This is a genomic window from Traorella sp. mt218 (genome assembly GCF_055420025.1).
Map to the genome: position 1 here is coordinate 26143 of NZ_JBVAYM010000011.1, position 16952 is coordinate 43094.

The 16952-nt window shown below is 36.9% G+C and carries 19 protein-coding genes; 6 read left to right on the top strand and 13 right to left on the bottom strand.

The window, feature by feature from the left end:
* Nucleotides 1–61: 61 nt before the first annotated feature.
* From ACZYT3_RS06935 to ACZYT3_RS06945, 3 genes are all read right to left on the bottom strand, one after another.
* Complete coding sequence (locus tag ACZYT3_RS06935; RefSeq protein ID WP_464088148.1) at nucleotides 62–1642, bottom strand: ABC transporter permease; 1581 nt, start codon at nucleotides 1640–1642, stop codon at nucleotides 62–64.
* Nucleotides 1635–2345: an ABC transporter ATP-binding protein gene (locus ACZYT3_RS06940; protein WP_294561314.1), complete on the bottom strand. Its 711-nt coding sequence runs from the start codon at nucleotides 2343–2345 to the stop codon at nucleotides 1635–1637. Before ACZYT3_RS06940 ends, ACZYT3_RS06935 begins: the two co-directional genes overlap by 8 nt.
* Before the next feature lie 72 nt (nucleotides 2346–2417).
* Complete coding sequence (locus tag ACZYT3_RS06945) at nucleotides 2418–2825, bottom strand: VanZ family protein (protein WP_464088149.1); 408 nt, start codon at nucleotides 2823–2825, stop codon at nucleotides 2418–2420.
* A 116-nt stretch (nucleotides 2826–2941) separates the two neighbouring features.
* Here ACZYT3_RS06945 and ACZYT3_RS06950 point away from each other — a divergent pair, with 116 nt between their 5' ends.
* The 4 genes from ACZYT3_RS06950 (at nucleotide 2942) to ACZYT3_RS06965 (ending at nucleotide 6767) form a co-directional block, all read left to right on the top strand.
* Nucleotides 2942–3559: an ECF transporter S component gene (locus tag ACZYT3_RS06950; protein WP_464088150.1), complete on the top strand. Its 618-nt coding sequence runs from the start codon at nucleotides 2942–2944 to the stop codon at nucleotides 3557–3559.
* Nucleotides 3556–4749, top strand: a complete 1194-nt coding sequence (gene coaBC / locus ACZYT3_RS06955; protein WP_464088151.1) for a bifunctional phosphopantothenoylcysteine decarboxylase/phosphopantothenate--cysteine ligase CoaBC — start codon at nucleotides 3556–3558, stop codon at nucleotides 4747–4749. The genes ACZYT3_RS06950 and coaBC overlap by 4 nt, the downstream gene beginning before the upstream one ends.
* The gene (locus ACZYT3_RS06960) at nucleotides 4733–5503 is read left to right on the top strand and encodes a type III pantothenate kinase (RefSeq protein ID WP_464088152.1); all 771 of its coding nucleotides are present in this window, start codon (nucleotides 4733–4735) and stop codon (nucleotides 5501–5503) included. Before coaBC ends, ACZYT3_RS06960 begins: the two co-directional genes overlap by 17 nt.
* Nucleotides 5504–5600: 97 nt before the next feature.
* Nucleotides 5601–6767, top strand: coding sequence for a helix-turn-helix domain-containing protein (locus ACZYT3_RS06965; protein WP_464088153.1), 1167 nt, complete (start codon nucleotides 5601–5603; stop codon nucleotides 6765–6767).
* Between the two features lie 51 nt (nucleotides 6768–6818).
* On the opposite strand, the gene ACZYT3_RS06970 is transcribed toward ACZYT3_RS06965, so the two are convergent.
* From ACZYT3_RS06970 to ACZYT3_RS06995, 6 genes are all read right to left on the bottom strand, one after another.
* Nucleotides 6819–8144 carry a class II D-tagatose-bisphosphate aldolase, non-catalytic subunit gene (locus ACZYT3_RS06970; RefSeq protein WP_464088154.1) on the bottom strand — a complete coding sequence of 442 codons (1326 nt, stop codon included), beginning with the start codon at nucleotides 8142–8144 and terminating at the stop codon, nucleotides 6819–6821.
* Nucleotides 8145–8298: 154 nt separating this feature from the next.
* Nucleotides 8299–9174, bottom strand: coding sequence for a PTS system mannose/fructose/sorbose family transporter subunit IID (locus tag ACZYT3_RS06975; protein WP_464088155.1), 876 nt, complete (start codon nucleotides 9172–9174; stop codon nucleotides 8299–8301).
* Nucleotides 9164–9952, bottom strand: a complete 789-nt coding sequence (locus tag ACZYT3_RS06980) for a PTS mannose/fructose/sorbose/N-acetylgalactosamine transporter subunit IIC (RefSeq protein WP_464088156.1) — start codon at nucleotides 9950–9952, stop codon at nucleotides 9164–9166. Before ACZYT3_RS06980 ends, ACZYT3_RS06975 begins: the two co-directional genes overlap by 11 nt.
* A 54-nt stretch (nucleotides 9953–10006) precedes the next feature.
* Nucleotides 10007–10483, bottom strand: a complete 477-nt coding sequence (gene agaV, locus ACZYT3_RS06985) for a PTS N-acetylgalactosamine transporter subunit IIB (protein WP_273398908.1) — start codon at nucleotides 10481–10483, stop codon at nucleotides 10007–10009.
* Between the two features lie 222 nt (nucleotides 10484–10705).
* On the bottom strand, nucleotides 10706–11137 hold the full coding sequence (gene agaF, locus ACZYT3_RS06990) for a PTS galactosamine/N-acetylgalactosamine transporter subunit IIA (RefSeq protein WP_294561323.1): 432 nt from the start codon (nucleotides 11135–11137) through the stop codon (nucleotides 10706–10708).
* 17 nt (nucleotides 11138–11154) lie between these two features.
* The gene (locus ACZYT3_RS06995; protein WP_294561324.1) at nucleotides 11155–12327 is read right to left on the bottom strand and encodes an SIS domain-containing protein; all 1173 of its coding nucleotides are present in this window, start codon (nucleotides 12325–12327) and stop codon (nucleotides 11155–11157) included.
* A gap of 153 nt (nucleotides 12328–12480) precedes the next feature.
* Between ACZYT3_RS06995 and nagA the strand changes: the two genes are divergently transcribed.
* Complete coding sequence (gene nagA / locus ACZYT3_RS07000) at nucleotides 12481–13620, top strand: N-acetylglucosamine-6-phosphate deacetylase (protein ID WP_464088157.1); 1140 nt, start codon at nucleotides 12481–12483, stop codon at nucleotides 13618–13620.
* Nucleotides 13620–14159, top strand: a complete 540-nt coding sequence (locus ACZYT3_RS07005) for a hypothetical protein (protein WP_464088158.1) — start codon at nucleotides 13620–13622, stop codon at nucleotides 14157–14159. The genes nagA and ACZYT3_RS07005 overlap by 1 nt, the downstream gene beginning before the upstream one ends.
* A gap of 112 nt (nucleotides 14160–14271) precedes the next feature.
* On the opposite strand, the gene ACZYT3_RS07010 is transcribed toward ACZYT3_RS07005, so the two are convergent.
* The 4 genes from ACZYT3_RS07010 to rbr all read right to left on the bottom strand — a co-directional run bounded on the left by ACZYT3_RS07010 (nucleotide 14272) and on the right by rbr (nucleotide 16363).
* Nucleotides 14272–14625, bottom strand: a complete 354-nt coding sequence (locus ACZYT3_RS07010; protein WP_294561327.1) for a hypothetical protein — start codon at nucleotides 14623–14625, stop codon at nucleotides 14272–14274.
* Between the two features lies 1 nt (nucleotide 14626).
* On the bottom strand, nucleotides 14627–14920 hold the full coding sequence (locus ACZYT3_RS07015; RefSeq protein ID WP_294561328.1) for a DUF2089 family protein: 294 nt from the start codon (nucleotides 14918–14920) through the stop codon (nucleotides 14627–14629).
* 105 nt (nucleotides 14921–15025) lie between these two features.
* Nucleotides 15026–15766, bottom strand: coding sequence for a peroxide stress protein YaaA (yaaA, locus tag ACZYT3_RS07020; RefSeq protein ID WP_464088159.1), 741 nt, complete (start codon nucleotides 15764–15766; stop codon nucleotides 15026–15028).
* Between the two features lie 60 nt (nucleotides 15767–15826).
* Entirely contained in the window at nucleotides 15827–16363 is a 537-nt protein-coding gene (rbr, locus tag ACZYT3_RS07025; protein WP_294561330.1) for a rubrerythrin, read from the bottom strand.
* Nucleotides 16364–16952: the final 589 nt, after the last annotated feature.

The window sequence follows — 16952 nt, forward strand, 5'->3', positions numbered from 1 at the left end:
GGCCTTTGTAGCGAACCTCCTAAAGTTGGTCCAACTTTAAGGGTTCGCTACATTTCGCCTCTTAATGAATCTTCATGAATTGCTTTCGTCCTCCTGTATTGAGATAAATAAAGAAGACGATATCAAAAAGTAATAATAGTCCATTCAACAATAGGACGATGATCGTAGGTGAAAGATATTCCGTCAGTTTCAATCCCAAGAAAATAATACCAAAGGATGCAACCATGCCACCAATCGACGTAATATATACCGGCATCGACTGTTTCACGATAACCGCAGCATTATCCCAATCCAGACGATAGAAATGTAAGTTTAAGATCAACCCTAAAGCACTGATGAAGAAACTGCTGGTCAATGCCGTTAATACACATAACAGAAAATCACCCATTGATAAGTTCAAAAAGATAAGTGCCATCACGCTGCATATCAGTGCACAAGGTATGATGACCAATAAATTAACGCTCATCTTCGCCATAAAAATATCCATGACATCGACTGGATAGGATTTTAAAGAATCAAAGTTTTTCCCTTCCAGTGATATCGAAGAATTCGTCGTACAGCTCACCAGCGATAAGAATAAGATTGCCCCGCAGAACACCGGCATGATCATTTCAGGCATGACACTCTGTACAAGTTGAATTTCATCTCTCATAAAAATGCACAGATAGGCAAAACCGATCACCAATAATATCGGCATCACCGCCGTATTCATAAAATATACGGTATTTGAGAAATATGTTCTTAATTCTTTATTGAAAAGAGCTTTAAACGATGAATTTGCTTTCGTGGCTCTAAGTTTAAAGTTTTTTACTTTATAACCGGATTTGATCTGTGAATTTAATTTCATGAAATTCTTTGAGAATAATCCGACAAACAAACCAAAGACCACTACATTGATCAAAATACCTAACACATACTTGAGTATATTTCCAAAGACCATGCCATCAAAAAGAAAAGACATGAACGGAAGATATCTTTCCATATTCGCAACCAGCCCCAACAGCTGTCCCGCTTCCTGATCTAACAGACTCTGATAAGCGAAAATAAGTACGAACACGGCTCCCATCAGAATAATATAGAAAATATTATTCATCAGATTTTTATATTTAAACTTTCCTGCCATATACATAGACAAATAAGCAAGAAGCGCTGCCATTACCATTGGTACCAATGGTATGATCAGCCAGGCAATGAAGCCTAACACATAGTACATCAGACCATAATGGCATACAAGACCGACAATTACGATCGAAGGTGCCAATAAAAAGAAACCATAAAAATATTCAAGAAATAAAAAAGATAAAAATTTACTTACAAGTACTTCTGATTTCTTAATTGGCAGTGACATCAAAAGATCATAATCCTTAAAACCAAAAAGATGTCCTCCGGCACTTTGATAACCAAAGACCAGTAACATAAATATCGTTACCATGCCCATGACATATAAAGCAATATACTGATATCCCTCTGGAAATGCCACTACCATTCCCGAAACATAGACGACTGACATATACATGAATAATATTGCCAGCAGTATCAGCATACCAAATCCTGCAGCCTTCTTTTTCTTATTACGGTGTGTGGTCGTTCTAAACAAAAGGCCCTGGATCTGAATCTTCATTAAAAGCCATAAATTAGTCATGTTCAGCCAGCTCCAAGAAAACATCTTCCAGCGACTGATCACCTACGACCTCTTCAACCGTACCATCCTTGATGATCTCGCCGTTTTTAATGATACATACATGATCACATAGCTTTTCCACAACTTCAAGCACATGTGTGGAGAAGAAGATACATCCTCCTTCATCACAGATTTCACGCATGATCGTTTTTAAGATATGGCTTGCTTTTGGATCAAGACCGACAAAAGGCTCATCTAATAAAAGCAGTTTTGGTTCATGAATCAAAGCGGCAATAATTGCCAGTTTCTGTTTCATACCATGGGAATAAGATGAAATGGAATCACCGAGATTTGCTTCCAGTTCAAAGGCCTCACTGTATTTTTTAATCAATTCCATTCTTCTTTCGCTGCTGATTCGATATATATCAGCAATAAAATTCAAATACTTGATTCCTGAAAGCCCATCGTATAATTCAGGATTGTCAGGAATATAAGCCATGATCGATTTACAGGCAATCGGATCTTTTTTAATGGATTTACCATTGATCAGGATATCACCTTCTTCAAAATCAAGAATACCGGCAATGCTTTTTATCGTAGTCGTTTTTCCGGCACCGTTATGACCGATAAAGCCATAGATCTCACCGGATTCAACTTCTAAGTTAATTTGTTTTACCGCAGGCTTTCCATCATAACTTTTAGAAAAATTTCGGATACTTAACATAAATGTCCTCCCCTTTAAACATGCACAGTATATTCTTTTTTCCGATCAGTTACAACCAGAATGACAAATTTGTCAGTCCTTTTTAGAAAAATGCTTTGTAATAAAAAAAACAATAAAAAATCCACATAGGATTCCGGCGCTATCGATCAGTACATCACTTATCTGACCGCTTCTCCCATCAATAAACAACTGCAGCGTTTCATCAAGACAAGCAACCAATATGCTGGTTCCTATGCCTTTTTTCCAACAGCTAAAGGAGAATGCGGCCAAGCCTCCTAACACGGCATATTCACTAAAATGAGCACATTTACGAGTAAATGTATGAAATAACTCAAAATCTACAGGTAAATGTAATAAGCTGTATAGCTGATACGATAAACTGCCTGATAAGTTACTTGACTGGGTCGCCGGAAGAAGTGAATTTGACCAGATAAAACATATCCAGATAACGTATAAAATAAATATTTTTTTACTTTTCATGATTTTATTATATCATTTCATTTAATTATAAACAGAATAAATTGAAAAAATAAGCAAAGTTGACTATAATAATACCGTTACGTTGCATCTTAAAGAGCGACAGTAAGGAGAAAACTATGTCACAATCTAAAAAAGTAAGACGTCTGGTCTTGCTCAGCATGTTTATCGGAATTGAGATCGTGCTTATGATTACCCCTTTAGGTTTTGTACCGATCGGGCCGATCAATGCAACCACTCTTCATATTCCTGTTATTATTATTTCTATTTTATTAGGTACCAAGGAAGGCGTTATTCTGGGAATCGTATTTGGACTGTCTTCGATTTTCACAGCGACTTTTCGACCCACAGCCTTTTCATTCTGTTTTTCACCTTTTTATTCTATTGGTGAGGTCCATGGTAATTTTTCTTCCATACTGATTGCAATGGTTCCGCGTATTTGCATCGGTCTTGGCAGTGGGTATCTTTATAAGCTTTTACGTAAAAAACTCAGTGAATCACCGGCTATTCTGATCAGTGCTGCGGCAGGTTCACTTATCAATACGATCTTAGTCATGTCCGGTATCTGGCTGTTCTTCGGAAGAGAATATGCCGCTACTGCCGGCTTTGCCTATGAAACATTTATGAATGTCATTAAAGCTACCATCTTTACGAATGGTATCATAGAAGCCATTTTAGCGGCCATAATTTTAGCAGCAGTTATCAAGGCCCTCAAGGCAAAAGGAGCACATATATGAAAAAAACTATCGTTGTCGGCATTACCGGTTGTGTAGGTGCCTTTAAAAGTGTTCAGCTCGTCAGTGATCTGGTGAAAAAAGATTTTGATGTCGAGGTCATCATGACACAGAATGCAACCCAGTTCATCGCTCCCTTGCAGTTTGAATCATTGACCCATCATCGGGTGATGAGTGATACATTTGATCGTCAGCACTCTTATTCCACCCAGCATATTTCAATTGCCCAGAAAGCGGATCTGTTTATCGTTGTCCCGGCAACAGCTAATTTTATCGCAAAAGCCGTGCATGGCATCTGTGATGATATGCTGACGACAACTTTTCTGGCTTGCGACTGTCCAAAGCTGATTGCCCCTGCCATGAATACAAAAATGTACACAAATCCTGTTACGCAGGATAATCTCCGCTTATGTGAGAAATATGGCTATGATATCATATCCCCTGTCAGTGGTCATTTGGCTTGCGGTGATACCGGTATCGGTAAGCTGGCAGCACTTGATCAGCTGATGGACGCCATTGAGGAAGGCCTTGTCAAAGAAAAACCGTTAAATGGAAAAAAGGTATTGATCAATGCAGGTCCTACCCGTGAGAAAATCGATCCGGTACGTTTCCTATCCAATCATTCCAGCGGAAAGATGGGCTATTCCCTCGCAAAAGCAGCTCGCAATCTGGGAGCAGAAGTCACGCTTGTCAGTGGTCCTACCCAGTTAAAAGCACCTCGCAACATAGATGTTATCCATATTGAAAGTGCTGAAGAGATGTTCCAAGAGATGACAAAACGATATAAAGAAGCTGACATGATCATTTGTGCTGCGGCAGTTGCCGATTACACACCTGAACATACCAGCAAGCAAAAAATCAAAAAACAAGAAAACGACTTATCCTTAGCTTTAAAAAAGACACAGGATATCTTGAAATATTTAGGTGAACATAAAACACATCAGGTTTTATGCGGTTTCGCAATGGAAACTGAAAATGAAATCGAAAATGGCAGACAAAAGCTATTATCTAAAAATTGTGATCTATTAGTCGTCAACTCTTTAAATAAAGCAGGAGCCGGCTTTCAATATGATACCAATATCGCAACCCTGCTTACTAAAGATGAACAAATTAACTATGATATCATGAGCAAAGATGAATTAGCTTATCATATACTTTCTAAACTGGAGGTTTTATATGCTGCTCGTCATTGATATAGGAAACACAAATATAACGATCGGTATCTATAAAAATGATATGCTGATAGGTAACTATCGTTTAACCACATGGTTCAAAAGAACTTCAGATGAATATGGTTTCATGATCTTAAATTTTTTAATGGACTCTAAAGTAGATGCATCGCAAATCAAAGATGTCATCATCTCAAGCGTCGTTCCTAAGATCATGCATTCATTCACCAACTCTATTCGTAAATATATCAATAAAGAACCTATCCTTGTAGGTCCGGGAATTAAAACAGGCATTTCTATCAAAACGGAAAATCCAAAAAAAGTAGGTGCTGACCGTATCGTTGATTTAGCCGGATGCTTCTACAACTATCAAGGCAATGCCCTTGTCATCGATTTCGGTACTGCCACTACCTATGACTATATTTCTAAAGATGGTGTCTTTAAATACGGTGTAACAGCTCCCGGTATCGGGATCAGTGCAGAAGCACTTTCAACGCATTGCGCAAAACTTCCGGAAATTGAAATTGAAAAACCAAAGACGATCCTTGCGACAGAAACCATTACTTCTATGCAGGCAGGATTGTTTTACGGATATCTCGGAAGTGTTGAGTATATTATTCAGAAATTCAAGGAAGAGCTCCATCAGCCGGATATGCTGGTCATTGCGACAGGAGGTCTTGGTAAGATCATTTCACAAAATACTACAATGATCGATATATATGATCGTGACCTAACTTTTAAAGGATTAAAGGTCATTTATGACAAAAACAGGAACTAAATGTTCCTTTTTTTGCCTTTGTACTTTTTGCCAGCATACTTGTATTTTTTATTTACATTCCAACGGCTTTTCGTTATAATGAGATGAGGTGATCACTATGTTTAATAAAACATCTAACTTTTTTTTTCAAAAATATGGAGATACTTATACAACGCTACCAGTCGATGCCAGTGAATATCCAAAAGAAATACTCCAAATAGATAACAAGGAAGTTTCAACCGCTTTCTACAATGAGGATGATATTTATATCTATGTTGACGAAGGCATCGTCATGCTTTGCATTTCTAAAGAAAACCAATCCAATACCTATGAACAATTTGTGATTCATCATACAATACGCTTAAAAAAACATTCATATTTTAATTTCTTTGCGATAAGTGAAACAGCCACCGTATCCATCTATAAGCGCCATGAAAATGTTGTAACGATCAAACGCATCAATGGTGAACCTATCTTCTGTAAAAGAATACTTCCTACGGTTTCTGTCAAAGAAATTCTTGTTTACTACTATCAAGTAAAAAATACAAACTATGTTTTCGCAGGTGAAACACATCCATATTGGGAATTAACCTTCATTGACAGCGGTCAATTGATCACTGAGGTTGAAGGAAAAGAATATTATTTAAATCAATATGATTGCATGTTGTATTCTCCCGGTCAATTCCATTCACAAAAAACAAGCGATAAAGATGCCTGTTCATATTTGACGGTCATTTTTGAAACAACGGATTTCCCTGCTGATTTACTAAATAATAAGGTCTTCCATGCATCACGCGGAATTATCAATACCTTACAGGAATTTATCAATGCTACTGAACGTAAGGATCCTTTCTATAAAGATCTGTGTATCTGTTATCTGAATGAAGTCATCATTCAGTTTCTACAGTTACAATCAACCAAAACAATTAAACCTGCTTACTCACCAATGCAGCAAAAAATTGAAGATGAGCTATTAAATGAAATTATTATCTATATCAATGATAATATTTATTCACCCATTACCGTTGAACAGCTTTGTCATGAATTTTCAACTTCACGCTCATCCCTCCAACAGCTTTTCAATAAAAATTTAAATACTGCTCCTAAACAATATATCAGTCATTTAAAGCTTAAAAAAGCGAAATATCTCATCAAAGAAAATAAATATACGATATCAGAAATATCTGAAAAGCTCGGTTTTACAAGCATTCATTATTTTTCCAGAAAATTTAAACAGGAGTTTAATCTGGCACCAAGTGATTATGCGAAAACCATCTACAAATAAATAGAATTGCCTAAATAAAACACTATTGCATTTGCAATAGCGTTTTTCATATTAAAGCTTTTCCTGATGAGTTGCATACAGATATTCATCAATCGTATTTACAACACGATCCTTTACTAAAGCTTCCGGATCATTTATAAGTCTGCCTTCCCTCACCTTCGTATATTGGATCGGCATAAACTGGCTCATAAGATTTAACGGCACTTCCGGCAGGCTCCTTAAATTACTCATCAGCTTAGCAATAGCCTGCTGTACTTTTTCATTTGGAAGATAATAACGACAACGATCTGAGAATGAGAATTTACGCTTGATCCTCAATTCATTTTCATTACCAGTATAATACTTAGCCCATTTATCCGGTTTTTCAAGCATGGCTTCTTCTAAAACATCAATTAGATGACTTGTTTCAACATCAGTTCCCTTAAAAACTTCTTCTTCAATATAAGATAAAGCAAACAGACCTTCACGCATTGCAAAAGTAAGACCAGGACCAACCTTTAGAATGCCAACGCCGTCTTCGATTAATTCTTTCAACTTGATTTTTGTCTGATAATCTGTAGAATGACCCTCAAATACCAAGTTTGGATATTCCTTGATTGCAGCCATTAAATCTTTTGCCTTTTCACGATCATATTCTGTACATCCGGCATCCTTTTCCTCGACTCCCGGCTGAACGACAACTGCAATAACTTCATTCCAGGCTTCTTCAAGTCCTTCTTTCTTGAAAGCTTCTTCAAAAGCACTCACCGTTGCCTTAAAATCTTCTACTTTCGTAACTTGAATACCTGAATCTTCCACAGCACCCTGTGCCCCACCCGGAATCGGCACCTCACTACCAACGACATAAACAGGATGAACAGCATCAGGATTTGTTTTTAGAAGTTCCTGATAAGCATCTTCAGCCACTCTTGCCAGGTGTGCTCCACGACGGGATATGATTTCATCACTTAAGCGGGTATTCGGATCATCATCTGCTACCTTCATTGAAGTGTCAATATGAATCTTCGTAAATCCGGCTAATACATAACTGCGAATCAGATCTTCAGCATTTTTCATCGCTTCTTTCTCCGGAAGGTGTGTCCATGTCAGTGGTCCTAAATGATCCCCACCCAGAAATATACGAGAGAAATCATAATCACACTTATCACAAATATCTTTCACAAATTTCGTGAAATCAGCCGGTTTCATTCCTGTATAGCCACCAAACTGATCCACCTGATTTGCTGTTGATTCAATCAGGACTACTGCATGATCTTTTTTGGCACGCTCGATAGCGGCTTCTATAACATAATTATTTGCACTGCAGCAGGAATAAATACCTACATGTTCTCCTGCTTTCTGCTTAGTAACAATTTGTTTTAACGGATTTGTATTCATAATTACCTCCCTTATTAACAAGTTTATTTTAACACGATTCCTATTAATTTTATATATATTAGTTATATTTTACAAATTAAATCATAATTTATGCAAAAAAGAGAAGTCAATCGACTTCTCTTCATGAAGGTTTAGAGTTAATTTTTTTATTTTACTATGCGTGCCAAGGAACTGGGATAAGAGCAGTATAATCTCCAGCCCATACACCGAAGATACATCCAACAATACCGATTGCTAAAAGCAATAAGATACATTTAATTGGAGTCCATCCTTTTTTAGCAAGTAAATAGTAGCACATTAACGTTAAAGCTAATGGGATAATACCAGGTAAGATAGTATTTAACTGTGCCTGAACATCAGTTGTTAAGTCACCGTTAGTGAATACCATACCTAATGCAGTACCAGTACCCATGTTGTAGATCAATGCACCAACAACGAAGATACCCATCATGCTTGCAGCATGTGTAAATTCATGAGCATTCTTAGTTAAAGAGTTGATTGCAGCAGCACCCATGCCATATGACCAGTACATTAAAGCAAAACGTAAAGCCATCTGCACACCAAATGCCAAGATGAAGTAAAGGATTGGTCCTAAAATATTACCTTCCTGAGCAAGACCGGCAGTAACACCAGCTACGATAGGCATGAATGTGTACCAGAACAATGCGTCACCAATACCACCTAATGGTGCAGCAACTGAAATTCTTACTGAACGAATAGTCTGAATAGGAGCCTTATTCTGTTCAAGAGATAATACGATACCCATTACAAATGTTACTAAATAAGGGTGTGTATTTAAGAAATCCATGTTATGAGTCATTGATGCAGCTAAGTCATCTTTGTTTGTATGGATTGCTTCCAATCCCGGAAGGATACTCCATAACCAGCCAGCAGACTGCATTCTTTCATAGTTGAAGCAAGCCTGAAGCTGTAATGAACGCCATACCATCTTGTTAAGAAGTTTCTTATCAAGCGGTTTAGCAGGAGTGCTATCTTTATAAGTTTCAGGTAAAACGTAATTAGATGCCATCACTTGTACCTCCTACACTTGAATTTTTTAATTTAACATTGCTATTGTAGTCGTAAAGAGCAATAGCTACACCGATGAATGCGACGAAAATCAAAGTTGCGCTTGCTACGCTTGAAGCACCGAAAATTGCTGCAGCTGCGAAACCAGCAAGCAGGATTCCCCACATATCGTTTGAAAGCATGATCTTCATTAAGATACCGAAACCAACGAATCTTAACATACCACCAGCAACACTTAATCCACCCATTAACCATGATAATGAAGTAGAAACTTCTGACAATGTTTCAGAAAGAGCAACTCCACCAAAGTAGCAAGCTACTGAAATAACTGCAAATAGAGCACCTAATACAAACATATGCGTGTTCAATACGGCAGTAATTCCTTTAGGATTTGCCTGATGAGCTGCTTCATCAGCTTTATCCATTAATCCAGACATAACTGTAAATACTAAAGTAACTACATACTGTCCGAATAATGCGAAGATCATTGATACACCCATTGCTGCATCAACATCAAGACCAGACTTGATTACAAGAACACACGCAGCAATAGAGAAAATTACAAAGTTAGGAGGCTGAGCCCCACCAACTGGCATGTTACCGATAGCAATAATTTCAACGGTACCACCAACAATTAAGCCAGTTTGCACATTACCAAGGATTGCACCGATTACAGTACAAGCGATAATTGGACGGTATAAAACTTCTGTAAGTGAGAATTGGTCAATTGCAAAGATAAACGTTGCAATCGCTAATAACACTACTTGAATTATTTCCATTGTGTTTTTTCCTTTCTTTAAAAATAAATTTAAATCACAAGATTTTCGAAGACATTATTCAAATATTTTATTAATATCTTCTTTTGCAATATCAGGCACACGTTGAATGAATAGTTCAACACCTAATTCTTGCAAGCGTTTAAATGCCGCAACATCTTTGTCGTCAACGGCAACAGTTGTTGCAACCTGACGTTTTCCATCAGCCATGTGCATATTACCGATGTTTACTTTCTTTATAGGCACGCCACCTTCTACTAAAGCCAGTACATCAGTAGGATTGTCACATACGATGAAAATCTTTTGAGCATCTGAGGCTTTATGGATAGTGTTAATTGTTTTTTCAATTGTCCAGTAACGCGTCTGAGCGTAACTAGGAGCAGCCATATCCATTAAACCTTGACGAAGTGTATTGCCAGCTACCTCATCATTAGCGACAAGAATCAGGTTTGCCCCGATCACACCACACCACTGTGTAGCAACCTGTCCGTGAATCAGGCGGTTGTCAATACGTGTTAATACGATATTTGGCATAAAGTTCTCCTCCCCTTCATATCAGTTTGTAATTATATTAAGACCTCACAATCTTTAATAATTACACTGATATTGTAAAGCGTTTTCAACTATATTTCTTTACTTTTTTTATTTTTTTATTTGCACTTTTTAATATTTTAATTTTTACTTTTTTTAACATTTATAAAAATTATCTTAAATTATGTGAAAATTATCGCAAATTAAAAGCCCTGGATCCAGGGCTTAAATTCCATCTTCGTCAGCAACATCCTCATGTTTTGTAAGCACAAAATGAACGACCTGATCTTTTCCTGTATTTACAGCCATTTCAACAAGTGCATCCATATCGCTCACAAAACCGCGAGCCATTGAAATCTCAATGATCATTCCTAAGTTGGTTCCACCGAGAACCTCAACTCTTTCTTTTCTGCCAACACCCACTTCGACAGCCGTCTTAAAAGGTGAACCGCCGGCAAGATCAGAAAATACCAAAATACCGTCACAATCGCTTAAGCGATCCATTGCCGCATTCAATTCTCTTGTCAGATCATCGACAGAATAATCTTCTAAAAAATCAACCATTTCATATTTTTCAGGCATGCCGGCAATCAGCTTGACGCTTGAACTGATTCCGGTAGCAAAATTGCCATGACCCGTCACTAAAATTCCAATCATATCTTTTCTCCTTCTATCTATTTTTTTGTATATGGGTATAAAATAACACCCTTCACGACACGGTTCACTTCACCGCTTGGACATGGATTATCCGGTGTGATACCATAAGAGAGCGATTTAAATAAAGCCACGCACTGAGCAACTGTAATATAATCCAATCCTAAAAGCACGTTGTTATGCTTTTCGCCATTAAAGGAATAGTAATAATCAACAAGCTCTTTTACCTCAGGGCGATCGGTATTCGTAACCGCAAAGATCTTATTGCCCTTTCGCTGACCGCTCATTTCCTTGATCAGATCAAGCTCATACTGATAAGAATAAGCATCATCGCTCAAATAAATAACGGTCAATGTATTGTCATCAATAATTGACTTTGGTCCATGTCTGAATCCCAATGGTGTATCATACATCGTCGCTACCTTACCGGCTGTCAGCTCCAGCATCTTCAAGGCGCTTTCCTGTGCTACACCCTTTAATGCATTTGCTCCCAGATAAACGATGCGATTGAAATCATAATCCTTTACGATCTCATCAGCCAATGTAAAATCTTTATCTACAAACTGGCTGCCACATTTGATCACGCTTTCTAATTCACTGGCAACTTCATCCAAACGGTCTAATTCAAAGCATAAAAGACATGCTAAATACATATTTGTAAATGAACTTGTCATCGCAAATGACTGGTCATGTGTTTCATCTGTCAAATTGATGGCATAGCAGTGCTTTTCTTCTTTGGCACGTTTTGACAAAGCACCATTCTTATTGCAAGTAATAAATAAATGGTAAAGATTTTCACATACCACTTCGGCAGCCTCAACAGCTCCTATTGATTCCGGTGAATTGCCGCTGCGTCCGAAAGAAATCAGAAGCGTTGGCTTTGTCCTTGAAAGATAGTTTTCCGGTGTTGCGACAATATCTGTCGTACCATAAGACTTACACTTGAAATTAGTTTTCTTATTCAGATAAGAAAATAAGCTGTTGCCCACAAACTCACTGGTTCCTGCTCCGGCTAAAATAATATCATAATCAGCCTGCGAGGTCACCTGTGAAATAAACGCCTTCAGCTCATCCTTGTGATCTTTGATCTGCTGGATCGTTTTTACCCATGTAGCAGGCTGCTGATGAATTTCAGTTGCCGTAAAAACAGCACTTGATTCATCCAGTTGTTCTTTCGTAAAGTTGAATATCATGGTATCCCTCCTATTTTCATCATAATTATAGTGTTTGAGTTGTAAGATTTCAACAAATTAGTTAAAATAGATAATAGGAATATCAAAATATACAAATGATTTTTCCTAAACATAGTTTAAAATAAGTATAGGTATAAAAAGGGAGGAAAATTTATGATTATTCAAAGCAAAAAAGTCTGGATTGCCAATCAGTTTATTCCTGCACAAATCGAAATCATGAACGGCAAGATCGAAAACATCTACCCTTATGAAAGTAAACAAGTGGATCAGGATTACGGTGATAAAAGAATCGTTCCGGGATTCTTAGATATTCACACTCACGGTGCTTACAGCTGGGATACCAACGATGCAACAGAAAACGGATTGGAAACATGGCTAGCCAACATTACACACGAGGGAGTTACCGGCTTATGTCCAACAACAATCACGCAAAGCGAAGAAGTGCTGACAAATGCTGTCCGCCACGTTGCTGAAGTTTATAAGACAAATCCTAAAGGCGCTGAAATTCTCGGTATTCATTTTGAAGGGCCTTATCTTGATATGAAATACAAAGGAGCACAGCCACCTGAACATATCGTTGCAGCTTCTGTCGAACAGTTCAAACATTATCAGAAAGCTGCCGACGGATTGATCAAGATCATTACCTTGGCGCCTGAACATGATACAAATTTTGAATTGACAAAATATTGTTCACAAAACGGTGTCGTAGTCAGCATGGGACACTCAAACGCAACTTATGAAGAAGCTGCCATGGCAGTCGCAAATGGCGCAAGAAGCATGACGCATGTTTATAATGGTATGTCCCCATTCAATCACCGCAGCAATGGTCTGGTAGGTGCCGCTTTCAGATTCAGAGATGTTTTCGGTGAAGTGATCTGTGATGGAAACCACTCGACATTAGCAGCCTTGAATATCTATTTTGAAACAAAAGGACGTGATTATGCGATCATGGTCACTGATTCTTTGATGGCAAAAGGAAATCCTGTAGGAAGCCGCTTCATGTTTGGTGGACATGAAATTGAAATTTATCCGGATGGAAGTGCTCATCTGACAGAAAGTAAATCATTGGCAGGAAGTACGCTGAAGGTAAATGAAGGATTAAGGATCCTTGTGGAAGAAGCTAAGGTTCCATTTGATGCCGCTTTAAATTCATGTACGATCAACCCGGCAAGACTTTTGCGCATTGATGACCATAAAGGTAAATTATGCACAGGTTATGATGCCGATATCGTAGTACTGGAAGATGATTATTCAGTAGCACAAACCTACTGCAAGGGAGAGGCACAGCTATAATGGCCCAAAAGAATCAGCCTTCAGTATCCGGCTTTTCTGTTTATCAGGATAAGCATGGTCGAGATGTCTATTATGACTTTATTACCAAGAACGGTTATCTGATCTTAGAAAGCAATGCCGGCCAATTCAGTTTATATCAAAAACGTTTCATCATACCTTTGATCGTTTTTGCACTTCTTTTAAATTATCGGATCGGCAGCTTCTATTTTGATATCTATATTGCCGCATTAGCTGCCATCATCGTTCTGGTAGGATTAGAGTTTTTATTTCGTTTCCGGTTTTTAAGATCGCTGACAGTCATTCCAAACTTCAGACCTGAAAGAAAAACCAGCTATCTTGAACAGATCAATGAAACTAATGAAAAAAATGTTCTTTTGATCAAGGCGCTTCTATATCTCTTATTTGGTGTTTTATTAGCTGTTTATGCATTTATGAAAGAAATCACTGAATTAGAGCTGATCATCATGCTGATCATTTCAGTTGTGATCTGTATTTATGGGATCATCTATTTGGTTGCACTGGCCAAAAGAAAAAAATAAAAGATAAGGAACTATATAAGTTAAGTAATTTTCTAAAATTACTGACTATACATAGTTCCTTTTTATTATATTTCTCTTAGATAAACAATTAATTTTGCGTATTGATGCCTTTTTATAAATCATTGATCTTCATTCTCTCAAGATCATCTTTTTTATGCTTTCTTTTCGCCCACGCCGATACACTAAAAATTACGATGCATGGGCAATAGTAAGGAATAAATAAAATCAGATAGTAGAGAAAGATCAAAAAGCTTAACGGCATTTCAAGAGCAACTAAAAACATACTAAATCTAATCAACATGACCACCAACAATACAAGACTGAGGATAGGCAGGACATATCGCCAGCGATATACTTTTGTGTAAATCAGATATTGAGCTAAGCCAAGAAGAATCATAGGAATCAACATTCTTCCTATTGAAATAAGTACAAGCCATAACATTCCGCTTACCATCAAATTATCCATACTATTTCTCCCCTTTCTTCTCTTTTCTGTATTCTTGAATCAAAATTTTTGCTTCCTCATATCCAATACGATCATCCAAGGCCATTTTCTTGATCAGTGTGATATAAGGTTCTTCCCTATTTTCACTGCTGATCTTTATTTTTTGGATCAGCCTGTCCAAACGAAGACGAACGGTTGGATATGTCACACCATAAATCTCTGCAATTTCTTTTAATGAACCACTGGCAAGAACAAAATTCTTAATAAAAGTCAGATCTTCATCTTCCAGTGCTTCGATCCACTCTGTTTCCTTCATACCATACTCTCCCTTTCTTCAATAATATTATATCATACTTTAATATTATTAAAAGTATTATTATATTTTTTTAAATAATATTAAAAAATCATGCTCTTTGCATGATTATCTTTTTAAATATACCCATTCCTTATCATTTGAATAAGAAGCATCATATTCATATCCTAAATAATTAAAATGTCTGATTTCCTCTAAATCTTCAATTTGATGTGAGGCCATATAACGCACCATCTCACCACGTGCCATCTTAGCCTCCGTTCCCTTCACCTTTAGCTTACCTTTATCTAAAGAAGCAAATACACAGGTAATCATTTTTCTATTTTCATTCAGATAAGGTTCAATGCATTGTGAATACTCCTTAGAAGCCAAGTTTAAAACGAGATCATCATCATGAAACAATTCATTCGCCAAATCATCTTTCCAAAAATCATATAAGCTTTTATTTTCATTGATATCTAATCTTGTCTGCATCTCCAAACGATAACAGCGGATACCATCAAAAGGACGTAACAGCCCATAAAAACCGGACAGGATCACTAAATGCTTTTCAACATATTCCAACTCATCACTCGTAAAGACAGCCGGTGCCATATGCTGATACTGCAAGCCCTCATAAGCAAAAAGAGCAGGTATCAAGCCTTCATGAAGATCCATCTTTTGAAAGCGCTCATGATTTAACGTTGCAATTTTTTGATTACATTTCATACAATCTGCAAGTTCTTCAATGCTCATCTTCTGAAGTCTATCTTTCAACATTTCAGTCTTATCTAAAAATAATGGAAGCTGATGCCATCCAAAATCTTCATGATCATTCATTTTTTTAGCGGGTGATATTATTATTTTCATACTCTAATGATAACATAAAAATGGGCCCGATGAGCCCATAATCATTCAAAAATTAAAATTTTAGTAATCTTCTACTTCTAATGCAAAGTAAGACTGAGGATGATCACATACCGGGCAAACAGCAGGAGCTTCTTTACCAATATGTAAATGACCGCAATTCAAGCACTCCCAGACAACTACGTCATCTTTCGCAAAGACAACTTTTCCTTCAATATTTCCTAAAAGCTTGCGATATCTTTCTTCATGATGCTTTTCAATAGCAGCAACGCCTTCCATCATCTTGGCAATATCTTCAAAACCTTCTTCATGAGCAACTGCTGCAAATTCCTTATACATATCTGTCCACTCATAGTTTTCACCTGCAGCTGCATCCTTTAAATTTTCAACAGTGCCAGGCATACCGCCATGAAGTTTCTTAAACCATAATTTCGCATGTTCTTTTTCATTTGCTGCTGTCTTTTCAAAATAGTTCGCAATCTGCACATAACCATCTTTTTTAGCTTTTGAAGCATAGTAAGTGTACTTGATAGAAGCCTGTGCTTCACCTGCGAAAGCAGTCATTAAATTCTTTTCTGTTTTTGATCCTTTAAGTTCCATTGTTTTCATCTCCTTTTTCATCATTATACACATAATTCAATTAATTGTTAAGCTTTATTCGAAAGAATATGTTTTCTTTTCAATTCAGCTACGCCTCCAATATGATGCTTGAAAAAAAGCCTATAAAAAACACCGCAACGATTACAACCAGATTCAACATTGACCCATCCTCCTTAATTTTATTTTTATCCGTAAATGAATAAATATTGATTATTATTTATTCTTTATATATTCATATTATATCATTTTTATTTATATATTGATATATTTTTTTGAATAAATAATAAAAAGCACCTCTTAAATGAAAATGCTTCTAGGCTTCCAGAATAACGCTTGAGAAGAAGCCGATAAAAAATGCTGCAACGATGGCAATTAGATTAAACATGATCAGATCCTCCTTACATGTTCAGTATACCCACTAATGCAACATTATTTATGTTTATTTAAAAAAATGACCGATTCGGTCACGTTACTTTTATATAAAAAATTATTTTTTCATTCTTTTTTTGGGAAAAATGACCATTTCATGGATATAAAATAGTAGGTGCCATAAATAAAAGGAGGGAGTACCATGACACCTGTATCTTTT